The following is a 19,014-nucleotide window of genomic DNA, read 5'->3' as shown; positions in this document are numbered from 1 at the left end:
TCTGTGTATGATGTTTGGTCGTTTTACAGAAAGAGCACAAAAAGTCCTTGCTCTCGCGCAAGAAGAAGCGGTTCGCCTGGGTCATAAAAACATCGGGACTGAGCACATTCTGTTAGGTCTGATTCGTGAAGGAGACGGCATTGCCGCAAAAGCGTTGCAAGCACTTGGTCTTGGTCTGGATAAAATTCAGGGCGAGGTAGAGTCCTTGATTGGGCGCGGCGGCGAACAGTCGAGTAATATTAATTATACACCGCGCGCGAAGAAAGTCATTGAGCTTTCGATGGATGAAGCGCGTAAGTTGGGCCATACGTATGTAGGTACAGAGCATATTTTGCTTGGCCTGATTCGTGAAGGAGAAGGTGTGGCAGCCCGTGTGCTGAACAACCTTGGAGTGAGCCTGAACAAGGCGCGCCAGCAGGTTCTTCAACTGCTAGGAAGCAGTGAAGCGATGTCTTCGCACCAGCAGGCATCAAGCAATGCGGCTGTAAATACACCGACGCTTGATGGCCTGGCGCGTGACCTGACAGCGGTTGCCCGCGATGGCGGACTTGATCCAGTAATCGGTCGGGCCAAAGAAATCGAGCGCGTTATTCAAGTGCTAAGCCGTCGGACGAAGAACAATCCGGTTCTGATCGGAGAGCCTGGTGTTGGGAAAACAGCCGTTGCCGAAGGTTTGGCACAACGCATTATTAACAACGAAATCCCAGAAACTCTTCGCAATAAGCGTGTCATGACGCTTGATATGGGAACGGTTGTCGCCGGTACAAAATATCGCGGGGAGTTTGAAGACCGTCTCAAGAAGATCATGGATGAAATCCGCCAAGCAGGTAATATCATCCTCTTTATTGACGAGTTGCACACACTTATTGGAGCAGGTGGAGCAGAAGGAGCGATTGACGCTTCCAACATTCTGAAACCATCACTCGCCCGTGGAGAACTGCAGTGCATCGGTGCGACTACGCTTGATGAATATCGCAAATATATCGAGAAAGATGCAGCGCTTGAACGCCGCTTCCAACCGATTCAAGTGAATGAACCATCACCGGAAGAAGCGGTACAGATTTTGTTCGGGCTGCGTGACCGCTATGAAGCACATCATCGTGTAAAAATCACTGATGAAGCGATCAGCCAGGCGGTACAGCTGTCGGACCGCTATATCTCTGATCGTTTCCTGCCGGATAAAGCGATCGATTTAATTGACGAAGCGGCATCCAAAGTTCGTCTGCAATCGTATACCATCCCACCGAATCTCAAAGAGCTTGAACAAAAGCTCGAAGAAGTTCGCAAGGAAAAAGACGCAGCCGTTCAAAGTCAGGAATTCGAAAAAGCTGCTTCTATGCGTGATAAAGAGCAGAAGCTGCGTGAAGAATTAGATCGTACGAAGAATGAATGGCAGGAAAAACAGGGCCAGACGGACTCAGAAGTCACACCGGAAGATATCGCCTCTATCGTAGCGAGCTGGACGGGGATCCCAGTTGTGAAGCTGAAAGAAGAAGAAACCGAGCGTCTTCTCAAAATGGAAGAAATTCTGCATGAGCGCGTAATTGGACAGGAAGATGCAGTGAAATCGATCTCCCGTGCGATCCGCCGTGCTCGTGCCGGTCTAAAAGATCCGAGGCGCCCAATCGGCTCCTTCATTTTCCTTGGACCGACAGGTGTTGGGAAGACCGAACTTGCCCGTGCGTTAGCAGAAGCGCTTTTTGGAGCGGAAGATTCGATTATCCGCATCGACATGTCCGAGTACATGGAGAAACATTCTACCTCTCGCCTCGTAGGTGCGCCTCCGGGATATGTCGGTTTTGATGAAGGCGGCCAGCTGACAGAAAAAGTTCGCCGCAAGCCATATTCCGTTGTGTTGCTCGATGAGATCGAAAAAGCGCACCCAGAAGTGTTCAATATTTTGCTTCAAGTGCTTGAAGACGGTCGTCTGACCGATTCGAAAGGACGTACGGTTGACTTCCGCAATACGGTAATCATCATGACATCGAACGTCGGGGCCGATATGATTAAGAAGAACTCATCGCTCGGCTTTACGACACCGAATAGCTCGAAAAACTACGAGGATATGAAAGATCGTGTTCTTGGTGAGTTGAAGCGTAGTTTCCGTCCAGAGTTTATCAACCGGATCGATGAGCTGATCGTGTTCCACTCACTGGAAGAGACGCACATTACAGAGATTGCGCTGCTTATGACCGAATCACTTCGTAAGCGACTGAACGAGCAAGATATTGACTTTGTTCTGACAGATGAGGCGAAGAGTTTTCTGGCGAAAGCAGGATTTGATCCGGCATTTGGTGCGCGTCCGCTACGTCGTGCGATTCAGCGTCATATTGAAGATCGACTCTCAGAAGAGCTGCTTACCGGTAACATTCAAAAAGGTAGTGTTGTGAAGATCGATGTGTGTGACAATGATCTGACCTTTACCACACAGGAAGCCGGAGAATCGGTATCGAACTAGATGATAGAGAAATAAATCAGGCTCTCCTGGGAAAGCGATGCTTTACTCAGGAGAGCTTTTTTTGCACAATGGAGAAGGAGAAATTATGAGGTAGAAAGAAGAGAAATGGAATGGCTAAATATAAATCGAAATATGTATGTCAAGAGTGCGGATATGAGTCGCCCAAATGGATGGGGAAATGTCCGGGCTGTAACAGTTGGAACACTCTGGTGGAAGAAATAGTAGAAAAGCCGAAAGCAGGGACAGTGGGTGCTCGTCATGGTGGATTCTCAGCTGGTTCATCTAAAATGGTCTCCATTACGACTATCGTTGGGGAGGACGAACCTCGCCTTGATACAAACATGAGTGAGCTGAACCGGGTATTGGGGGGCGGTGTCGTACCAGGGTCACTTGTGCTTGTAGGAGGAGATCCTGGGATCGGAAAATCGACGCTTCTTCTGCAGACGTCACAGGAGTTAGCGGGCAATGGCCATACGGTGCTGTATATCTCCGGTGAAGAATCAGCCAAACAGATCAAGCTGCGGGCAGAGAGGCTTGGCGCGAATAGTTCACAGTTGTATGTATTGGCAGAGACTGATCTGTTTTTGCTGGAGCAGCAGATCAGCCAGTTGAACCCGGCTGTCGTCATTATGGATTCCATTCAAACCATTTTTCATCCAGATGTTACATCCGCGCCCGGCAGTGTGGCACAGGTGCGAGAGTGCACCGCTCACCTGATGCGCCTGGCGAAAACGAAAGACATCGCGATCATGATCGTCGGCCACGTTACGAAGCAGGGAGCTATAGCCGGACCGCGTCTTTTAGAACATATGGTAGATTCTGTTCTATATTTTGAAGGGGAGCGTCACAATACATACCGTATTCTGCGCGCGGTGAAAAACCGCTTCGGATCGACGAATGAGATCGGTATTTTTGAGATGGCGGAAAAAGGATTAGCAGAAGTAACAAACCCGTCTGAAATGTTTTTATCTGAGCGCTCGCTAGGTGTAGCAGGTTCAACCGTTGTTGCCAGTATGGAAGGGACGCGCCCGGTTCTAGTCGAGATGCAGGCGCTGGTTACACCGACCGGCTTTGCTACTCCACGCCGCATGGCTACCGGAGTTGACCACAATCGTATTGCGATGATTATGGCCGTTCTGGAGAAGCGTGTAGGACTTCTGCTTCAAAATCAGGATGCCTATGTGAATGTTGCGGGCGGCGTGCGCCTTGATGAACCAGCGATTGACCTCGCTGTGGCAGTTAGTCTCGCATCTAGTTTCCGTGACAAGCAGACGAACCCGTATGATGTAGTGATCGGAGAAGTAGGATTGACCGGAGAAGTGCGCGGTGTCTCTCGCATTGAACAGCGGGTGAAGGAAGCGCAAAAACTAGGATTTAAACGTGTAATCATTCCCGCGAAAAATAGCACGGGCTGGGAGTATCCTGTAGGCATCGAAATTGTCGGGGTACATACCGTATCGGAAGCACTGCGGGAAACACTGGGAGGATAGGCATGGCAGCAGAAAACAAACGCGAACAGTTTATAAGTGAAGTTCTACGCTTCGTTTCTCCCGGAGCACCGCTGCGAGAAGGGTTAGAGAATGTGTTGCGAGCGAAAACCGGAGCCCTTATTGTAATTGGCCATACACCAGCCATCCGGGACATTGTAGACGGAGGATTCTCCATTAACTGTGATTTGACATCGTCGCATTTATATGAACTGGCTAAAATGGATGGAGCTATTATTGTAAGTGATGATGTGAAAAAAATTCTGTATGCAAATACACAGCTCATTCCAGATTCATCCATCCCGTCTACGGAGACTGGAACTCGCCATCGTACAGCAGAGCGTGTGGCAAGGCAGACCGGACAACTGGTAATCTCGATTTCGCAGCGCCGTAATGTTATTACGCTATACCGTGGGCCGTATCGGTACGCGCTTAAAGACATTGGAGTTATCTTGACCAAAGCAAATCAGGCCATTCAAACGCTCGAAAAGTATAAGTCGGTACTTGATCAGGCACTGACGAATCTTGGTGCGCTGGAGTTTGAAGAACTGGTCACCTTGCACGAAGTGGCGCTTGTTGTACAGCGAATTGAGATGGTGATGCGCATCAAAACGGAAATTCTTAAATATATTAATGAATTAGGAACAGAAGGCCGTCTGATCAGCATGCAGATGGAAGAACTTGTGTCGAAAATTGAAGATGATGCTTATTTACTCATAAAAGATTATTGCCGCCTGGGAGAAGAGGTGGACCCGGATGATGTACTCAATCAGTTGCACAAGTTATCTGCGGATGATCTGCTTGAACCGATTAACGTCCTGAAAGTACTCGGATACTCGCCAGTGCCTAATCTTCATGATGAGCCTGTATTTCCACGTGGCTATCGCATCTTAAGTAAGATTCCGCGTCTGCCAGCATCCATTGTCTCCAACTTGATTGAAGAGTTCGCTGGCCTGCCTCAGGTTATGATGGCAACGATCGAAGAACTGGATGAAGTTGAAGGCATTGGAGAGGTACGGGCACGAGCCATTAAAGAAGGCCTCAAACGGATTCAGGAGCAAGTATTTATTGACAGGCATATTTAGTGCATCATACAATAAGATAATTGTTCAGGGGTTACAAAAAATCCCTGAGCCGAGAGAGGGAGTCCGTAATATGTGCGGACCGGGGAGGTATAAGGAGCAAAATGATAGCCAAGGCAATTCCGAATATGTTTACAATCGGTAATTTGTTTCTGGGCGTTGTGGCGATGTTGTTTGCTTTTCAAGGGGATCCTCAGTACATTAACTACGCGGCGATTATGGTGATTGTCGGGATGGTGTTCGATGGACTGGATGGCCGCCTGGCACGCATGTTGAATGCGCAGAGCGAATTTGGCAAAGAACTTGATTCACTGTCTGATATTGTGACATTTGGCGTTGCACCCGCGCTTATTATGTATGTAGTGATTTTGCAGGATATGGGATGGGTAGGCATTGTGCTGGCTGGGCTGTTTCCGGCATGTGGAGCACTTCGTCTTGCTCGTTTTAACTCAGCAACAGGTGGAAATACCGGCTATTTTATCGGACTTCCCATTACAGCAGCAGGCGGTGTGCTAGCGACCATGGCGCTGTACCATAATGCGTTTCCGTCAGTTTACCTGGCACTTAGCATGTTTGGTCTATCGTATCTGATGATCAGCAACATTAAATATCCAAACTTCAAGAAAGTAGGCATTCCACGTTCTGCTTTTTGGGTTACTCCGATTATTATCGGTGTCGTAGTATTGACAGCTTGGAAGTTCCCACAGCAGTTCCCGATGGTGATTTTCGTTCCGCTTATGCTTTATGCACTGTATGGTGTGAAGAGAAGCATAGATCGCATGGTACGTAAGCGTCGCCATAAGGAATCAGAGGAAGAAATGTTTCATTCTTGAACAAATTAGTAAAAAGATCGGTATGTTTCCGGTCTTTTTTTCATATCATCAGAACAGTTGTGGTTGACAGTTTTCTTTTTGATGTGTTATGATAGTGAAATTTAATTGACAAAAAATTCTTTCTGTGATACCTTGAAAGTGGATACTCTGTTGGGGGTGGATTTGTTGTTTCAAATTGGCGACAAGATTGTTTATCCGATGCACGGTGCAGGTGTTATTGAAGCCATTGAAGAGAAAGAAATCCTGGGAGAAAAGCAGCAGTATTATATCATGAAGATGCCTGTAGGGAATATGCAGGTCATGATCCCGATGGAGAAGGTATCGAATCTTGGTATTCGTGAAGTAATCGACATGCCAGCTTTAGAGCATGTTCTTCAGATTCTGCGAACTGACGAGATAGATGTATCCACGAACTGGAACCGCAGATTCCGCAAGAACATGGAGAAGATGCGTACGGGCGACATCTATGAAGTGGCGGATGTGGTTCGGGATTTGATGCGTCGTGACAGGGAGAAAGGACTTTCGACCGGCGAGCGCAAAATGCTGGATAATGCCCGGCAGATTTTGCTCAGTGAACTCGTGCTTGTCAAGAACATTGATGAGGAACAGGCGACAACTTTACTTGAGCAGGTTATGAATAGTTAGAGGGGAAAAGCTTCTCTAAGAGAAGCTTTTTGTTTTTTTTTCGGAACTTTTGCGAAAGCTGCTTCGTATAAACAGAGTGATTTGTCAAACAAGGACTTCTTTTGTCGTTTTTGATTTAAGCCGTTTTTTCTTTGCTAGTTATGACTATAATGAGATATGAGTCAATCAAGGAGGTGAAAGTATGGTCAAACGAATAATCCAACTGTTCTTCTTGCTGGTTGGTGCTGGTCTTGGTTATCAATTTGGGCCGCAGTTCCTCTCTTTTCTAGAATCATATGCACACATGGGTAGTATTCCGGGAACAGAATATATTGGAGCGGTACTGGGAGCGGTTCTATTCGCCGTAATTATGTCGTGGCCAACTGATTATATTGTCCGTACGATTAAACGCAGCGAAGAAACGTTGATCAAGTTGCCGATTACCGATGTTTTATTTGGAGCTATGGGGCTGATCATTGGACTTATCGTTGCTTTTTTACTTTTTCTCCCTATTAATAGCATTCCTATTCCGATTGTCGCTAAACTACTTCCGCTGCTTGTGTCTGTGTTATGCGGCTATATTGGGTTTCAGGTCGGTCTGCGCAAACGAGACGAGATTATGTCGGTGTTCTCAAGCAACCGTTCAAAAGGTGAGAAGAAAAAGGATGAGAAGCAGGAATCGAGTGGAACAGAATACAAAATTTTGGATACAAGCGTAATCATTGACGGGCGGATTGCGGATATTTGCAAAACTGGATTTATTGAAGGTGCCCTTGTCATTCCAGAGTTTGTTCTGGAGGAACTGCAGCACATCGCGGATTCATCTGATGCACTTAAGCGCAATCGGGGACGTCGCGGACTGGACATTTTGAACAAAATCCAGAAAGAGCTGAAAGTGAAAGTTATCATTACCGATCAGGATTTTGAAGAGATCAGCGAGGTAGATAGCAAGCTTGTTAAGCTTGCTAAAGTGATGCAAGGCAAAGTCGTAACGAATGACTTTAATCTGAATAAGGTATGTGAGCTTCAGGGTGTATCTGTCCTGAACATTAACGACCTTGCAAATGCAGTAAAGCCGGTTGTTCTTCCCGGCGAAGAACTTCATGTACAGGTCATTAAAGACGGAAAAGAAAATGGGCAGGGCGTTGCCTACCTGGATGATGGTACGATGATCGTTGTGGAAGGCGGTCGGGAATATATCGGTTCAGTGATTGATGTCATTGTGACGAGTGTACTTCAGACATCAGCAGGGCGGATGATTTTTGCGAAGCCTAAATTGATGGAAAAAGCACTGTAAGAAAAGAGTGAGACCGTATGGTAGGTGTAGTGATTGCGGCAGCCGGGCAGGGCAAGCGGATGGGTGGTTCTATTAAGAAGCAATTCATTGAGCTGGAAGGGAAACCGGTCCTGCTTCATACCCTTGATTTATTTGCATCCCGTACGGACATTGCGGATGTCGTGGTTGTCACATCAGCGGAAGATGTAGCACAAACCCGTGAGCTAATCGCGTCGTATCCTGTTGTGCGTGTTGTGGCTGGTGGGGCGGAGCGTCAGGACAGTGTGTATGAAGGATTGTGTGCGCTTCGTGCGTGTGAATATGTGCTCATTCATGATGGCGCTCGCCCGTTTGTATCACAGGCGGCACTGGATGCAGTCATACAGGCTGTGCGCGAACGTGGCCCGGCTATTCTCGCAGTACCCGTGAAAGATACGATTAAGCGTGCAGACGAAGCGGGGCAGGTGCTGGATACACCGCCAAGAAAAAGCTTGTGGGCCGTTCAAACCCCGCAAGCTTTTCTTCTTTCTACCATTCTTACCGCCCATGAGAAGGCGCGAAGTGAAGGTTTCGTTGGAACAGACGATGCTTCGCTAGTAGAACGGGTAGGACAGGCTGTGTATGTGGTAGAGGGAGAGTATACAAACATTAAATTAACGACTCCGGATGATCTCATTATGGGAGAAGCGATTTTACGGCAGAGGAAGGAGAAAGAGTCATGATTCGAATCGGGCAGGGATTTGATGTACACCAACTGGTGGAAGGGCGAAAGCTGATTATCGGCGGGGTAGAGATTCCGTATGAAAAAGGACTGCTTGGCCATTCTGACGCAGACGTATTGCTGCATACGATTGCAGATGCAGTGCTAGGCGCGCTTGGACTTGGGGATATCGGCAAGCACTTTCCGGACACAGATGAAGCATTTAAGGATGCGGATAGTCAGGTGCTACTGCGCCACGTATGGAAACTTGCACAAGAGCGGGGCTATACACTAGGAAATGCAGATGCAACGATCATGGCACAGAAGCCAAAAATGGCACCATACATTGAAGAAATGCGCCGTGTCATCGCAGACTGCCTGGAAGCTGATATCGAACAGGTTAACGTAAAGGCTACTACAACGGAGAAGCTTGGCTTTACGGGACGAGGCGAAGGAATTGCCTCAATGGCGGTTGTCTTGCTACAGAGAGAAAGCGTATAATAGAGGGGTTAAAATTCGGAAGGATGGTGTCAAGTCATGTCGAAAAAAGTCCGGGTGCGTTTTGCTCCAAGCCCGACAGGACATTTACATATCGGCGGCGCTCGTTCGGCGCTGTTTAATTACTTATTCGCCCGTCATCATGGTGGAGATTTTATTGTGCGTATCGAGGATACAGACCGGAAGCGCAATGTAGAGAGTGCAGAAGAGAAACTGATCGAAAGCCTGCGCTGGTTTGGTACGGAGTGGGATGAGGGTATCGATAAAGACGGCGGTGTAGGACCGTACCGTTGTATGGATCGCCTGGACATTTATACGAAATACCTGAACCAGCTTGTGGAAGAAGGCAAAGCATATCCTTGCTACTGTAATGAGGACGAGCTTGCTGCAGAGCGTGAAGCGATGGTCGAAAAAGGTGAAACCCCACACTACAACGGCAAGTGCCGCCACCTTACGCAGGAACAGATCGAAGCGTACAAAGCGGAAGGACGTACGTCTTCCATTCGTTTCAGCGTCCCTGCTGATCATGAGTATGTAGTGCGTGACCGAATTCGTGGTGTTGTTACGTTTGAATCGAACGGCATGGGTGACTTTGTAATTGCCCGCCCGGATGGAATCCCGACATACAACTTTGCGGTTGCAGTCGATGACCATTTGATGGGCATTACGCATGTAATTCGTGGTGAGGAGCACCTTTCCAATACGCCGCGTCAGTTAGCTGTATATGAAGCGTTCGGATTTGAAACACCTGAATTTGCGCATGTAGCGCTTATTCTCAATCCAAATCATAAGAAAATGAGCAAACGTGACGAGTCCATCATCCAATTCATGGAGCAATATCGTCACTTAGGTTACTTGCCAGAAGCACTGATGAACTTCCTCGTTCTTCTTGGCTGGTCGCCAGAAGGGGAAGAAGAGATTTTCACGAAAGAGCAGATGATTGAGCAATTCTCGCTGGAGCGTGTCTCCAAGTCACCGTCTGTATTTGATATTCATAAATTAAATTGGATGAACAATCATTACATCAAGCAGACGCCGACTTCTCGTATGGTAGATCTCTGTATTCCGCACATGCAGCAGGCAGGCCAGCTTCCAGAACAGATCACAGCGGAGCAACGTGAATGGGTAGAGCGTCTGGTAGCCCTTCATCAAGAGAAGCTTAATTATGCCGCCGAGATCGTCGATTATGCCGCTCTTTTCTTCGAAGAGGAAGTTTCTTATAATGAAGAAGCAAAAGAAGTGCTGTCAGGTGAGCAAGTTCCGGATGTAATGAAAGCATTCGTAGATGAAATCATGGGAGCAGAGGATTATTCCGCTGATGCTGTGAAAGCTGCGCTAAAGGCTGTTCAGAAAACAACCGGACAGAAAGGCAAAAATCTTTTCATGCCGGTTCGCGTTGCGACAACAGGCTTGATGCATGGTTCTGATCTGAATGAATCTCTGTATTTGCTTGGCCGTGATAAAGTAGCGGCGCGTGTGCGTAATCTGATTGAAAACTACGATTCCATCACAAACTAAACATAAAGGCGTTGAACGGAAGAAGTACGGGATGCGCGGACAACACCAGAGAGGGCTGACGGCATCTGTATGATGCTGTGCTGGAAGCAGCCTGCTGTTCGCTCCAGAAATGCCTCCGTGAGCCAGTCTCTTGAACCGTTCTTAAATAAGGAATAAGTAGAGAGACTCGTCAGCCCGCGTTATGGGCGAAGAGTGTTGAATCCGTTTTTTTTTGCATATTTGATTGCATTAGGATTGAACAAAGCAGAGTGGAACCGCGATACAAACGCCTCTGTAGCTGTTATAGCTATGGAGGCGTTTTTTTGTCTGTGTAAAGGAGTGACAACATGTTTAAAAAACTTCAAGAAGATATAAGTGTCGTAATGGAGCGTGATCCGGCAGCGCGAAGCAAGCTGGAAGTCGTGCTGACATACTCTGGTCTGCATGCGATCTGGTTTCATCGGATTAGCCACCGCCTGTGGAAGCGTAATCTGCCTACATTGGCACGGATGGTGTCGCAGCTTGGCCGCTGGCTCACGGGGATTGAGATTCATCCGGGTGCGCGGATTGGCAAAGGGTTGTTTATTGATCACGGTATGGGAGTTGTAATCGGTGAGACGTGTGAAATTGGAGAGAACGTAACCTTATATCAGGGTGTCACGCTTGGAGGAACCGGTAAAGAAAAAGGGAAGCGTCATCCAACCATCGGGGATAATGTATTGATCGCTACCGGAGCCAAAGTACTTGGTTCCATGAAGATTGGAGATAACTCGAAGATTGGGGCAGGTTCTGTTGTATTGAAAGAAGTGCCGCCGAATTCAACGGTTGTTGGCGTGCCAGGGCACGTAATTATACAGGATGGCGTAAAAGTACAGCAACAGGCCTTCGATCATACGAATATGCCGGACCCTGTTGAAGAACTTCTACAGTCCATGCAGAATGAAATTGAGCAACTTCGTAATGAAGTAAACCAGTTAAAGGAGAGTTCAACTATTCATGAGCATTAAAATCTACAATACGCTTACGCGTAAGAAAGAAGAGTTCATCCCGCTTGAGTCGGGTAAAGTGAAAATGTATGTATGCGGGCCGACTGTATATAACTTTATTCATATCGGAAATGCTCGTCCGCCGATTGTATTCGATGTGGTGCGTCGCTATTTTGCTTATCGAGGCTATGATGTAACATACGTACAGAACTTCACGGATGTCGATGATAAAATCATAAAAAAAGCAGAAGAGACCGGCATGACGGTGAAGGAAGTAGCGGAGACATTTATTGCTGCCTTCAAAGAAGACGTACGTGCGCTGTCTATTCAGGAAGCGACAATTCACCCGAAGGTAACGGAACATATTCCAGAGATTATCGAGTTTGTGCAGGGTCTGATTGATAAGGGGCATGCATATGCGGCAGGGGGCGACGTGTATTTCCGCACCGCTTCGTTTGCTGAATACGGCAAGTTATCACAACAGAATATCGAAGACCTACAGGCTGGAGCCCGCGTTGAAGTGAATGAGAAGAAAGAAAGCCCGCTTGATTTTGTGCTCTGGAAAGGGGCGAAGCCAGGCGAGATTTATTGGGAAAGCCCGTGGGGAGAAGGACGTCCGGGCTGGCATATTGAATGCTCGGCCATGTCGAAAAAATACCTGGGTGACACGTTCGATATTCACGGTGGTGGCCATGATCTAACGTTCCCGCATCACGAGAATGAAATTGCCCAGTCAGAATGCCTGACCGGCCATGTGATGGCACGCTACTGGATGCACAATGGTTTTATTAACATTGAGAACGAAAAAATGTCCAAATCGCTCGGTAATTTTATTCTTGTCAAAGACATTCGCGAACAGTATCCAGCGCGCGTTGTTCGTTTCTTCTTGCTCAGTGCGCACTACCGTAATCCGGTTAACTTCAGTAAAGACCTGATTCAGCAGGCGACTAATAGTCTTGAACGTATTGATACGGCTGTTCGTAATTTGAAGCATCGCCTGGATTCGGCTGTGGCAGGTACTATGGATGCAGAAGAGCAGGCGAAGTTGAATGCGTTCCGTGGTCGTTTTGTAGAGGAGATGGATAATGACTTCAACACAGCAGATGCTATTACCGTTCTGTTTGACATGGTACGAGAGGCGAACCGTTTGATTGCTTCTGAAGATGCCACAAAAGCCGTGCTTGAAGCGTATCTTGCATTATTCACCGAATTCGGAGATGTGCTTGGCATTGCCTTCGGAGAATCGGATGTGGTAGCGGAAGGGCCATCTGATGAGGGGATTGATGCGCTTATTGTAGAGCGTGGACAGGCGCGCAAAGATCGTAACTTTGTTCGTGCTGACGAAATTCGCAACCAGTTGCAGGAGCTGGGAATTGTGCTAGAAGACACGCCGCAGGGTGTGCGCTGGCACAGAAAGTAGTGGTAGCCGATATGAAACATGATGATTTGACACGAGATCCGAAACAGCTGAATGCACTTGCTCTGGCGTATATGGGAGATGCAGTGCTGGAAGTGCGCGTACGCCAGCGCCTGATTGCAGCAGGAGAGGTGAAGCCGAACCTGCTGCAGCGCTCCGCTGTTCGCTATGTATCAGCCCGGGCACAGGCGAAGATCGTTCATGGAATCTGGGATAAGCTCACTGAATCAGAACAGGCAGTGCTGAAGCGGGGGCGTAATGCCAAGTCCGCTACCGTTCCCAAAAATGCAGATCTTACAGAATACCGGCTCAGTACCGGATTTGAAGCGTTGATCGGTTATTTATATCTGTTAGAGCAGCATGAGCGGCTGGACGAGATTTTGGATGAAGCCGTGGCCTGTATTGAATCGAATTGAACGAGAGGAGTTTATTATGAGCGAATATATTGTGGGGAAAAATCCGGTAATCGAAGCGATCCGTTCCGGACGTTCCATTAATAAAATCTGGATTGCAGAAGGTTCACAAAAAGGGGTAAGCGGGCAAGTGATGGCACTGGCCAAAGAGGCAGGAGTTACTGTCCAGATCGTTCCACGCAAAAAGCTGGATCAGGCCGCAGAAGGGGAGAGTCATCAGGGGGTGCTTGCTTATATCGCTGCATATGACTATGCAGAACTTGAGGATATTCTGGCACGTGCCGAACAAAAAGGAGAGTCGCCGTTTCTTGTCATTCTCGATGAGATTGAAGATCCGCATAATCTAGGCTCGATACTCCGTACGGCAGATGCGACAGGTGTGCATGGAGTCATCATTCCAAAACGACGCTCGGCCGGATTGACTTCAACCGTAGCCAAATCATCTGCTGGTGCGATTGAATATGTACCGGTAGCCCGTGTCACAAATCTAGCGCGTACAATTGATGACCTGAAAGAACGGAATATCTGGGTAGTCGGTACCGATGCTTCCGGCAAAGAGGAGTTCCGGGAAGCGCGTCTCGATATGGGGATTGCCCTCGTCATCGGTAGTGAGGGTAAGGGAATGAGCCGCCTGATTCGGGAAAAATGTGATTTTACGGTGAACCTGCCGATGGTGGGGAATGTCACATCGCTGAATGCATCAGTTGCGGGAGCGCTCCTGATGTATGAAGTGTACCGTCAGCGCCATCCGCTGTCCAAGTAGGGATGAGGAGCTATGGAGGAAATCCTAATTGTTGATGGCTACAACGTCATTGGTGACTGGAAGCGGCTGAAAGAAAAAAAGAAAATCAGTCTCGAAGAAGCACGGGATGACCTTCTGAGTTGGCTGGCTGATTATCAGGGATTCACTGGAACAAAGGTGATTGTTGTATTTGACGCCCATAATGTGAAAGGAATGGGGAAAAAGCTTACAGAGTACCGTCTTGACATCCGATATACAAAAGAGAAAGAAACTGCTGATGAATGCATTGAAAGGCTTGTATTTGAGCTCTCGCACCGACACCGTCAGATTTATGTCGCTACATCCGATTATACCGAGCAGCGTGTTACGTTTGGCTATGGTGCGCTACGCAAATCAGCGCGTGAGCTGTGGAATGAAGTAAAGCGGCTAAAGCAGGAAATTAGCGTAAAAGTAGAAGAAACCCGCCAACAGCCAAAAGGGCGGGGACTTACGCTCGATGACAAAATTAAAGAACAATTCGAAAAATGGCGGCGCGGCGATGTGTGAATTGATTGACGGTGTAAGGTGACATAATATATAATTGCTTTATCTGATGCATATTGGCAGGTCGGAGGGATGATGTTGAGCGTTGCAGACCATACCCGTTATGATACACTGTACGACGAAGAAGTCGTCGAGCTCGTTCGCGTGGGCGACAGTGATGCACTCGAGTATTTGATCAACAAGTATAAGAACTTTGTCCGAGCCAAGGCCAGATCGTACTTCTTGATCGGGGCGGATCGGGAAGATATCGTACAGGAGGGTATGATTGGCCTGTACAAATCCATACGTGATTTTAAAGGGGACAAGCTGGCCTCTTTTAAAGCATTTGCTGAGCTCTGCATTACGCGCCAGATTATTACGGCGATTAAGACAGCGACGCGGCAGAAGCATATTCCGCTTAACTCCTATGTTTCCTTAGACAAGCCGATTTACGATGAAGACTCGGACCGTACTTTGCTTGATATTATCTGTGGGACAAGGGTGACAGATCCGGAAGAGCTGATTATTAATCAGGAAGAATATGATGATATTGAAGACAAAATGAGCGAGATTTTGAGTGATCTTGAACAGCAGGTGCTTCTGCTATATTTGGACGGCAGGTCGTATCAGGAGATTGCTGTTGATTTGCGACGCCATGTCAAGTCGATTGACAACGCCCTTCAGCGTGTAAAACGCAAGCTGGAGAAGTATCTGGAAGTGCGGGAGGTTTCGCAAGTATAGTTGTATACGGATAAACAGGAAGCAGGGAGAGAATCCCTGTTTTTTTGTTTGCTTAACAATTCAGAAAAATTCGTGGTATAATAGCAATACTTTATTTGCAAGAAGAACAGGAGTGAGTCTGCTTATGGGTGCAAAAAGTCTTAAAACTAAGTTGCTTCTTGTCATTATACCGCTTGTTATTCTTGCTCTTGCTGGTGTGGCCTGGATCAATCATAACAAAGCAAAGGATTTTTTGGAAAGCAACTTCCAGGACCGTGCTTTTATCCAATTGGATCGACTGAGCATTAAGATTAAAGAATGGTTGAATCAGGAACAGGATCGAATTTCTAACATGGCTACAAGTTACGACATCCGTAGCGCAGATATTCAGAAACAGATGCCATTCTTAAAAAACAAGCTGGCTGAGTATGCTGAATATGAAATGATGTTTGTTGCAGACAAAAAAGGAAACGCTTTCACTACCAGTGGAAAAGAAGTAAATGTAAGCGATCGTGCATACTTCAAAAAAATTATAAGTGGGGAGTCCTATGCGATTTCAGATCCGCTGATCTCAAAGGCAAGTGGTAAGTTGGTCATTGTAGTAGCGAGTCCAATTCACGACGTGAACAATCAACTGGTCGGCATGCTAGCAGCTACAGTTCCGATCACGGTATTAAGCGATATCGTTTCATCTGAGAAGATAGGAAAAACTGGCTACGCCTATATGGTTCAGGAAGATAGTACGATCATCGCCTACCCTACAAAAGAAGAGATTTTAAAGCTGAACCTTTATAAATTAAACATCCCGGAATTGACAGAAGGTATTAATGAGGCAAAGGCTGGTAACAATGTCTACAAGCAATATGTGTACAAAGGCGTTGATAAGTATGCATTTTTCTCGCGTATCCCGCTTACAGGATGGGTAGTAGCAATAACCGCGCCGGTTCAAGAAGCATCGAGCCAGCTTACTTATTTAGCTAAGATTTCTTTCGTAACGGCAAGTGTGGTTCTGTTGTTTGTTATTGTAGTTCTTATTATGTTTGCTACGAGATTTGTGCGTCCAATCCGTCATCTTACGGAATTGACCGGGCAGATTGCGGAAGGGGACTTAACGGTTCAGACTCGTAATCGCAGCCGGGATGAAGTGGGCGTATTAAGTGAAAATTTTGATCAAATGGTAGATAGTATCCGGATGCTTCTATCTGAAATCGGAGAAGCGTCACGCAAAATGCGCCATTCTTCTGACATGCTGACGATTGCGAGTCAGGAAACGACGCATTCAGCTGAGCAGGTAGCAGTAACCATTAACGATTTGGCGGAAGGGGCCGGTGATATTGCAGCTTCTGTTCAATCAGCGCATCACGAAGTTACTGTTATGAATGAAAACTTGCATCACGTATCGCAGTATGCAGGTGAGATGAACAGCACGTTCAATGAAACAGCCCTTTTGACTGAATCCGGGGAGCAGGCTGTGCAGGCGGCCGTGAAAAAAATGAAAGAAATTCAGGGGATGATTGACCATGCTTCCGGAGTTGTTCAGAAGCTTGGGCAGCGTTCTGAGGACATCGGTGATATCGTCAGCCTGATTACGAGCATTGCATCTCAGACTAATCTGCTTGCTCTCAATGCAAGCATTGAAGCGGCACGGGCTGGAGAGGCTGGCAAAGGATTCGCTGTCGTAGCGGATGAAGTACGTAAGCTGGCAGAGGAAACCGATAAAGCAGCAGGAAGTATTTCGCGTATTGTAGAAGAGAACAAGCGGGAGACTCATGAAGCCATTGATTCCATTACACAGGGACATCGGGTCATTGCGGAAGGAAGTGACATGGTGCAGCATACTGGCGATTCATTTGCTGAGATTCATGCTCGTATGCGTATGCTTGCCGAGAAAGGCGCATCCATTACTTCCTCTATTAAAATAGCGGAGGAAAATGCCCATAAAGTCGTTAACGACATGGAACATATCTCCGGTATTACAGAAGAAGCTTCCGCAGGTTCGCAGGAAGTGGCTGCTGTCAGCGAACAGCAGGCAGCTTCTGCTCAACGACTGGCAAGCGATGCGACCATGATGACAGAACTTTCGGACCAGCTTGAGCATCTGATATCCCGTTTTAAGACAGGGAAGTAGTAGCAGGAACATTTTGTTTGACACTAAATTTTGCTTGTGATAAAGTAGTCTAGGTAGTCGTGCGTCGACACGACAGAATAATTGAACGTCTGTTAACAGGACGAATTATGTGGGAGGTGTAACATCATGCGGGTAACTGTAACGTTAGCGTGCACCGAGTGCAAACAACGCAACTATACCACAACGAAAAACAAACGTAAGCAAACGGATCGCATCGAGATGAAGAAACACTGCAAATTCTGCAATGATCATACTCTTCATCGGGAAACTCGCTAGTTTTTTTTCGGGAGTCCATTTATTGGGGGTGCGTTATGGGTTTTGTAGATAAACTCAAACGCGGACCGGTCTTTCTCAAAGAAGTCTGGACCGAATTAAAAAGAGTCACCTGGCCAACCCGTAAAGAGCTGTTTACGTATACGTCAGTTGTCCTTGTGACGGTAGTGCTCATCGCGATCTTCTTCGCAGTGATTGATTTAGGTATTTCCCAACTGTTAGGATTGATTCTAAAAACCGGGAAATAATCATTAGGGGGGTTACGGACACCTGTTTGTCCTCGAATCATGGAAAAACGCTGGTACGTTGTTCATACTTATTCAGGTTATGAGAATAAAGTTAAGACAAACCTTGAGAAGCGAGTCGAGTCAATGGGAATGGAAGATAAAATCTTCCGTGTCATGATTCCGACAGAAGAGGAAACCGAGCTTCGCGATGGCAAGAAGAAGGTCGTAACGAAGAAGGTGTTCCCGGGTTACGTTCTCGTGGAAATGGCCATGACGGATGATTCCTGGTACGTGGTGCGGAATACGCCAGGTGTAACTGGGTTTGTAGGCTCCGCAGGCGCAGGTTCGAAACCGACTCCTTTATTGCCTGAAGAAGTTACATCGATTATGAAGCAGATGGGCATGGAGGAATCCGTGCATCGTGTGGACTTTGAGCTGAAAGAAACGGTTCGGGTTAAAGAAGGGCCGTTTGCCAATATGGTTGGCTCCATTGAAGAGATTCAAATGGACAAGCGCAAAGTAAAAGTGTTGGTTGATATGTTTGGACGCGAAACGCCAGTTGAGTTAGATTTCACTCAGGTGGCTAAGTTATAGAGCTATCGTTTTCAGGAGGTGTGTTCCATGGCGAAGAAAGTCATTAAAATGGTAAAACTGCAGATTCCTGCAGGTAAGGCGAATCCGGCACCGCCGGTAGGTCCAGCACTCGGTCAAGCGGGTGTTAACATCATGGGTTTCTGTAAAGAATTCAACGCTCGTACACAGGAACAAGCGGGTCTGATTATCCCGGTTGAGATTACAGTGTTCGAAGACCGTTCATTTACATTCATTACAAAAACTCCACCAGCAGCTGTTCTGCTCAAAAAAGTAGCAGGCATCGAATCTGGTTCTGCTGTACCGAACAAAACAAAAGTTGCTACAGTTAAACGCGACAAAGTTCGCGAAATCGCTGAGCAAAAAATGGAAGATCTGAACGCTGCAAGTGTAGAAGCAGCTATGCGTATGGTTGAAGGTACTGCACGCAGTATGGGCATCACAATCGAAGACTAGTCTTCGACTACATGAACTTGTTTCTACCGAGGGGTTGTGTACAGGCGGAGATTACTCCGGTGCGCGCAACCCTGTTTCGTGGGA

20 protein-coding genes are annotated in these 19,014 nt (G+C 47.1%); all 20 read left to right on the top strand.

Features of this window, described 5'->3' with window-relative positions:
• Positions 1 to 7: 7 nt before the first annotated feature.
• The 20 genes from CB4_RS01255 to rplK all read left to right on the top strand — a co-directional run bounded on the left by CB4_RS01255 (position 8) and on the right by rplK (position 18,930).
• Positions 8 to 2,458: an ATP-dependent Clp protease ATP-binding subunit gene (locus CB4_RS01255; RefSeq protein ID WP_096463223.1), complete on the top strand. Its 2,451-nt coding sequence runs from the start codon at positions 8 to 10 to the stop codon at positions 2,456 to 2,458.
• A 110-nt stretch (positions 2,459 to 2,568) separates the two neighbouring features.
• Positions 2,569 to 3,948, top strand: coding sequence for a DNA repair protein RadA (gene radA, locus CB4_RS01250; protein ID WP_096463222.1), 1,380 nt, complete (start codon positions 2,569 to 2,571; stop codon positions 3,946 to 3,948).
• 2 nt (positions 3,949 to 3,950) lie between these two features.
• Positions 3,951 to 5,030 (top strand): DNA integrity scanning diadenylate cyclase DisA, encoded by a 1,080-nt coding sequence (gene disA, locus CB4_RS01245; RefSeq protein ID WP_096463221.1) that lies wholly within the window; start codon positions 3,951 to 3,953, stop codon positions 5,028 to 5,030.
• Positions 5,031 to 5,131: 101 nt separating this feature from the next.
• Positions 5,132 to 5,860 (top strand): CDP-diacylglycerol--serine O-phosphatidyltransferase, encoded by a 729-nt coding sequence (pssA, locus tag CB4_RS01240; protein ID WP_096463220.1) that lies wholly within the window; start codon positions 5,132 to 5,134, stop codon positions 5,858 to 5,860.
• Positions 5,861 to 6,025: 165 nt separating this feature from the next.
• Positions 6,026 to 6,505 carry a CarD family transcriptional regulator gene (locus CB4_RS01235; protein WP_096463219.1) on the top strand — a complete coding sequence of 160 codons (480 nt, stop codon included), beginning with the start codon at positions 6,026 to 6,028 and terminating at the stop codon, positions 6,503 to 6,505.
• A 181-nt stretch (positions 6,506 to 6,686) separates the two neighbouring features.
• A complete protein-coding gene (locus CB4_RS01230; RefSeq protein WP_096463218.1) occupies positions 6,687 to 7,781 on the top strand; it encodes a PIN/TRAM domain-containing protein in 1,095 nt (364 codons plus the stop codon).
• Positions 7,782 to 7,798: 17 nt separating this feature from the next.
• Entirely contained in the window at positions 7,799 to 8,482 is a 684-nt protein-coding gene (ispD, locus tag CB4_RS01225; RefSeq protein WP_096463217.1) for a 2-C-methyl-D-erythritol 4-phosphate cytidylyltransferase, read from the top strand.
• The gene (gene ispF, locus CB4_RS01220; RefSeq protein WP_096463216.1) at positions 8,479 to 8,961 is read left to right on the top strand and encodes a 2-C-methyl-D-erythritol 2,4-cyclodiphosphate synthase; all 483 of its coding nucleotides are present in this window, start codon (positions 8,479 to 8,481) and stop codon (positions 8,959 to 8,961) included. The genes ispD and ispF overlap by 4 nt, the downstream gene beginning before the upstream one ends.
• Before the next feature lie 36 nt (positions 8,962 to 8,997).
• On the top strand, positions 8,998 to 10,476 hold the full coding sequence (gene gltX / locus CB4_RS01215) for a glutamate--tRNA ligase (protein WP_096463215.1): 1,479 nt from the start codon (positions 8,998 to 9,000) through the stop codon (positions 10,474 to 10,476).
• Positions 10,477 to 10,802: 326 nt separating this feature from the next.
• Positions 10,803 to 11,462 carry a serine O-acetyltransferase gene (cysE, locus tag CB4_RS01210; protein WP_096463214.1) on the top strand — a complete coding sequence of 220 codons (660 nt, stop codon included), beginning with the start codon at positions 10,803 to 10,805 and terminating at the stop codon, positions 11,460 to 11,462.
• Entirely contained in the window at positions 11,452 to 12,861 is a 1,410-nt protein-coding gene (gene cysS, locus CB4_RS01205) for a cysteine--tRNA ligase (protein ID WP_096463213.1), read from the top strand. Before cysE ends, cysS begins: the two co-directional genes overlap by 11 nt.
• A gap of 11 nt (positions 12,862 to 12,872) precedes the next feature.
• Positions 12,873 to 13,274 carry a Mini-ribonuclease 3 gene (locus CB4_RS01200; RefSeq protein WP_096467579.1) on the top strand — a complete coding sequence of 134 codons (402 nt, stop codon included), beginning with the start codon at positions 12,873 to 12,875 and terminating at the stop codon, positions 13,272 to 13,274.
• A complete protein-coding gene (gene rlmB / locus CB4_RS01195) occupies positions 13,243 to 14,034 on the top strand; it encodes a 23S rRNA (guanosine(2251)-2'-O)-methyltransferase RlmB (protein ID WP_408607749.1) in 792 nt (263 codons plus the stop codon). Before CB4_RS01200 ends, rlmB begins: the two co-directional genes overlap by 32 nt.
• A 12-nt stretch (positions 14,035 to 14,046) precedes the next feature.
• Positions 14,047 to 14,559, top strand: coding sequence for an NYN domain-containing protein (locus tag CB4_RS01190; RefSeq protein WP_096463212.1), 513 nt, complete (start codon positions 14,047 to 14,049; stop codon positions 14,557 to 14,559).
• Positions 14,560 to 14,628: 69 nt separating this feature from the next.
• Positions 14,629 to 15,276 carry an RNA polymerase sporulation sigma factor SigH gene (gene sigH, locus CB4_RS01185; RefSeq protein ID WP_096463211.1) on the top strand — a complete coding sequence of 216 codons (648 nt, stop codon included), beginning with the start codon at positions 14,629 to 14,631 and terminating at the stop codon, positions 15,274 to 15,276.
• A 124-nt stretch (positions 15,277 to 15,400) separates the two neighbouring features.
• Positions 15,401 to 17,383, top strand: coding sequence for a methyl-accepting chemotaxis protein (locus CB4_RS01180; RefSeq protein ID WP_096463210.1), 1,983 nt, complete (start codon positions 15,401 to 15,403; stop codon positions 17,381 to 17,383).
• Between the two features lie 126 nt (positions 17,384 to 17,509).
• Positions 17,510 to 17,659 (top strand): 50S ribosomal protein L33, encoded by a 150-nt coding sequence (rpmG, locus tag CB4_RS01175; RefSeq protein ID WP_082130106.1) that lies wholly within the window; start codon positions 17,510 to 17,512, stop codon positions 17,657 to 17,659.
• Between the two features lie 35 nt (positions 17,660 to 17,694).
• Complete coding sequence (secE, locus tag CB4_RS01170; RefSeq protein ID WP_096463209.1) at positions 17,695 to 17,904, top strand: preprotein translocase subunit SecE; 210 nt, start codon at positions 17,695 to 17,697, stop codon at positions 17,902 to 17,904.
• Positions 17,905 to 17,943: 39 nt separating this feature from the next.
• The gene (gene nusG / locus CB4_RS01165) at positions 17,944 to 18,477 is read left to right on the top strand and encodes a transcription termination/antitermination protein NusG (RefSeq protein WP_096463208.1); all 534 of its coding nucleotides are present in this window, start codon (positions 17,944 to 17,946) and stop codon (positions 18,475 to 18,477) included.
• A 27-nt stretch (positions 18,478 to 18,504) separates the two neighbouring features.
• Positions 18,505 to 18,930 (top strand): 50S ribosomal protein L11, encoded by a 426-nt coding sequence (gene rplK / locus CB4_RS01160; protein ID WP_096463207.1) that lies wholly within the window; start codon positions 18,505 to 18,507, stop codon positions 18,928 to 18,930.
• The last annotated feature ends 84 nt before the right edge of the window (positions 18,931 to 19,014 follow it).

Source organism: Aneurinibacillus soli, from assembly GCF_002355375.1.
Classification (GTDB): Bacteria; Bacillota; Bacilli; order Aneurinibacillales; family Aneurinibacillaceae; genus Aneurinibacillus; species Aneurinibacillus soli.
Note: the sequence above shows the minus strand (reverse complement) of the source record. Positions and strands in the feature narration are given on the sequence as shown.

Coding starts and splice junctions, on each gene's coding strand:
- CB4_RS01255 (WP_096463223.1), top strand. CDS start 8: ATGATGTTTGGTCGTTTTACAGAAAGAGCACAAAAAGTCCTTGCTCTC.
- radA (WP_096463222.1), top strand. CDS start 2,569: ATGGCTAAATATAAATCGAAATATGTATGTCAAGAGTGCGGATATGAG.
- disA (WP_096463221.1), top strand. CDS start 3,951: ATGGCAGCAGAAAACAAACGCGAACAGTTTATAAGTGAAGTTCTACGC.
- pssA (WP_096463220.1), top strand. CDS start 5,132: ATGATAGCCAAGGCAATTCCGAATATGTTTACAATCGGTAATTTGTTT.
- CB4_RS01230 (WP_096463218.1), top strand. CDS start 6,687: ATGGTCAAACGAATAATCCAACTGTTCTTCTTGCTGGTTGGTGCTGGT.
- ispD (WP_096463217.1), top strand. CDS start 7,799: ATGGTAGGTGTAGTGATTGCGGCAGCCGGGCAGGGCAAGCGGATGGGT.
- ispF (WP_096463216.1), top strand. CDS start 8,479: ATGATTCGAATCGGGCAGGGATTTGATGTACACCAACTGGTGGAAGGG.
- gltX (WP_096463215.1), top strand. CDS start 8,998: ATGTCGAAAAAAGTCCGGGTGCGTTTTGCTCCAAGCCCGACAGGACAT.
- cysE (WP_096463214.1), top strand. CDS start 10,803: ATGTTTAAAAAACTTCAAGAAGATATAAGTGTCGTAATGGAGCGTGAT.
- cysS (WP_096463213.1), top strand. CDS start 11,452: ATGAGCATTAAAATCTACAATACGCTTACGCGTAAGAAAGAAGAGTTC.
- CB4_RS01200 (WP_096467579.1), top strand. CDS start 12,873: ATGAAACATGATGATTTGACACGAGATCCGAAACAGCTGAATGCACTT.
- rlmB (WP_408607749.1), top strand. CDS start 13,243: ATGAAGCCGTGGCCTGTATTGAATCGAATTGAACGAGAGGAGTTTATT.
- CB4_RS01190 (WP_096463212.1), top strand. CDS start 14,047: ATGGAGGAAATCCTAATTGTTGATGGCTACAACGTCATTGGTGACTGG.
- sigH (WP_096463211.1), top strand. CDS start 14,629: ATGATGTTGAGCGTTGCAGACCATACCCGTTATGATACACTGTACGAC.
- CB4_RS01180 (WP_096463210.1), top strand. CDS start 15,401: ATGGGTGCAAAAAGTCTTAAAACTAAGTTGCTTCTTGTCATTATACCG.
- rpmG (WP_082130106.1), top strand. CDS start 17,510: ATGCGGGTAACTGTAACGTTAGCGTGCACCGAGTGCAAACAACGCAAC.
- secE (WP_096463209.1), top strand. CDS start 17,695: ATGGGTTTTGTAGATAAACTCAAACGCGGACCGGTCTTTCTCAAAGAA.
- nusG (WP_096463208.1), top strand. CDS start 17,944: ATGGAAAAACGCTGGTACGTTGTTCATACTTATTCAGGTTATGAGAAT.
- rplK (WP_096463207.1), top strand. CDS start 18,505: ATGGCGAAGAAAGTCATTAAAATGGTAAAACTGCAGATTCCTGCAGGT.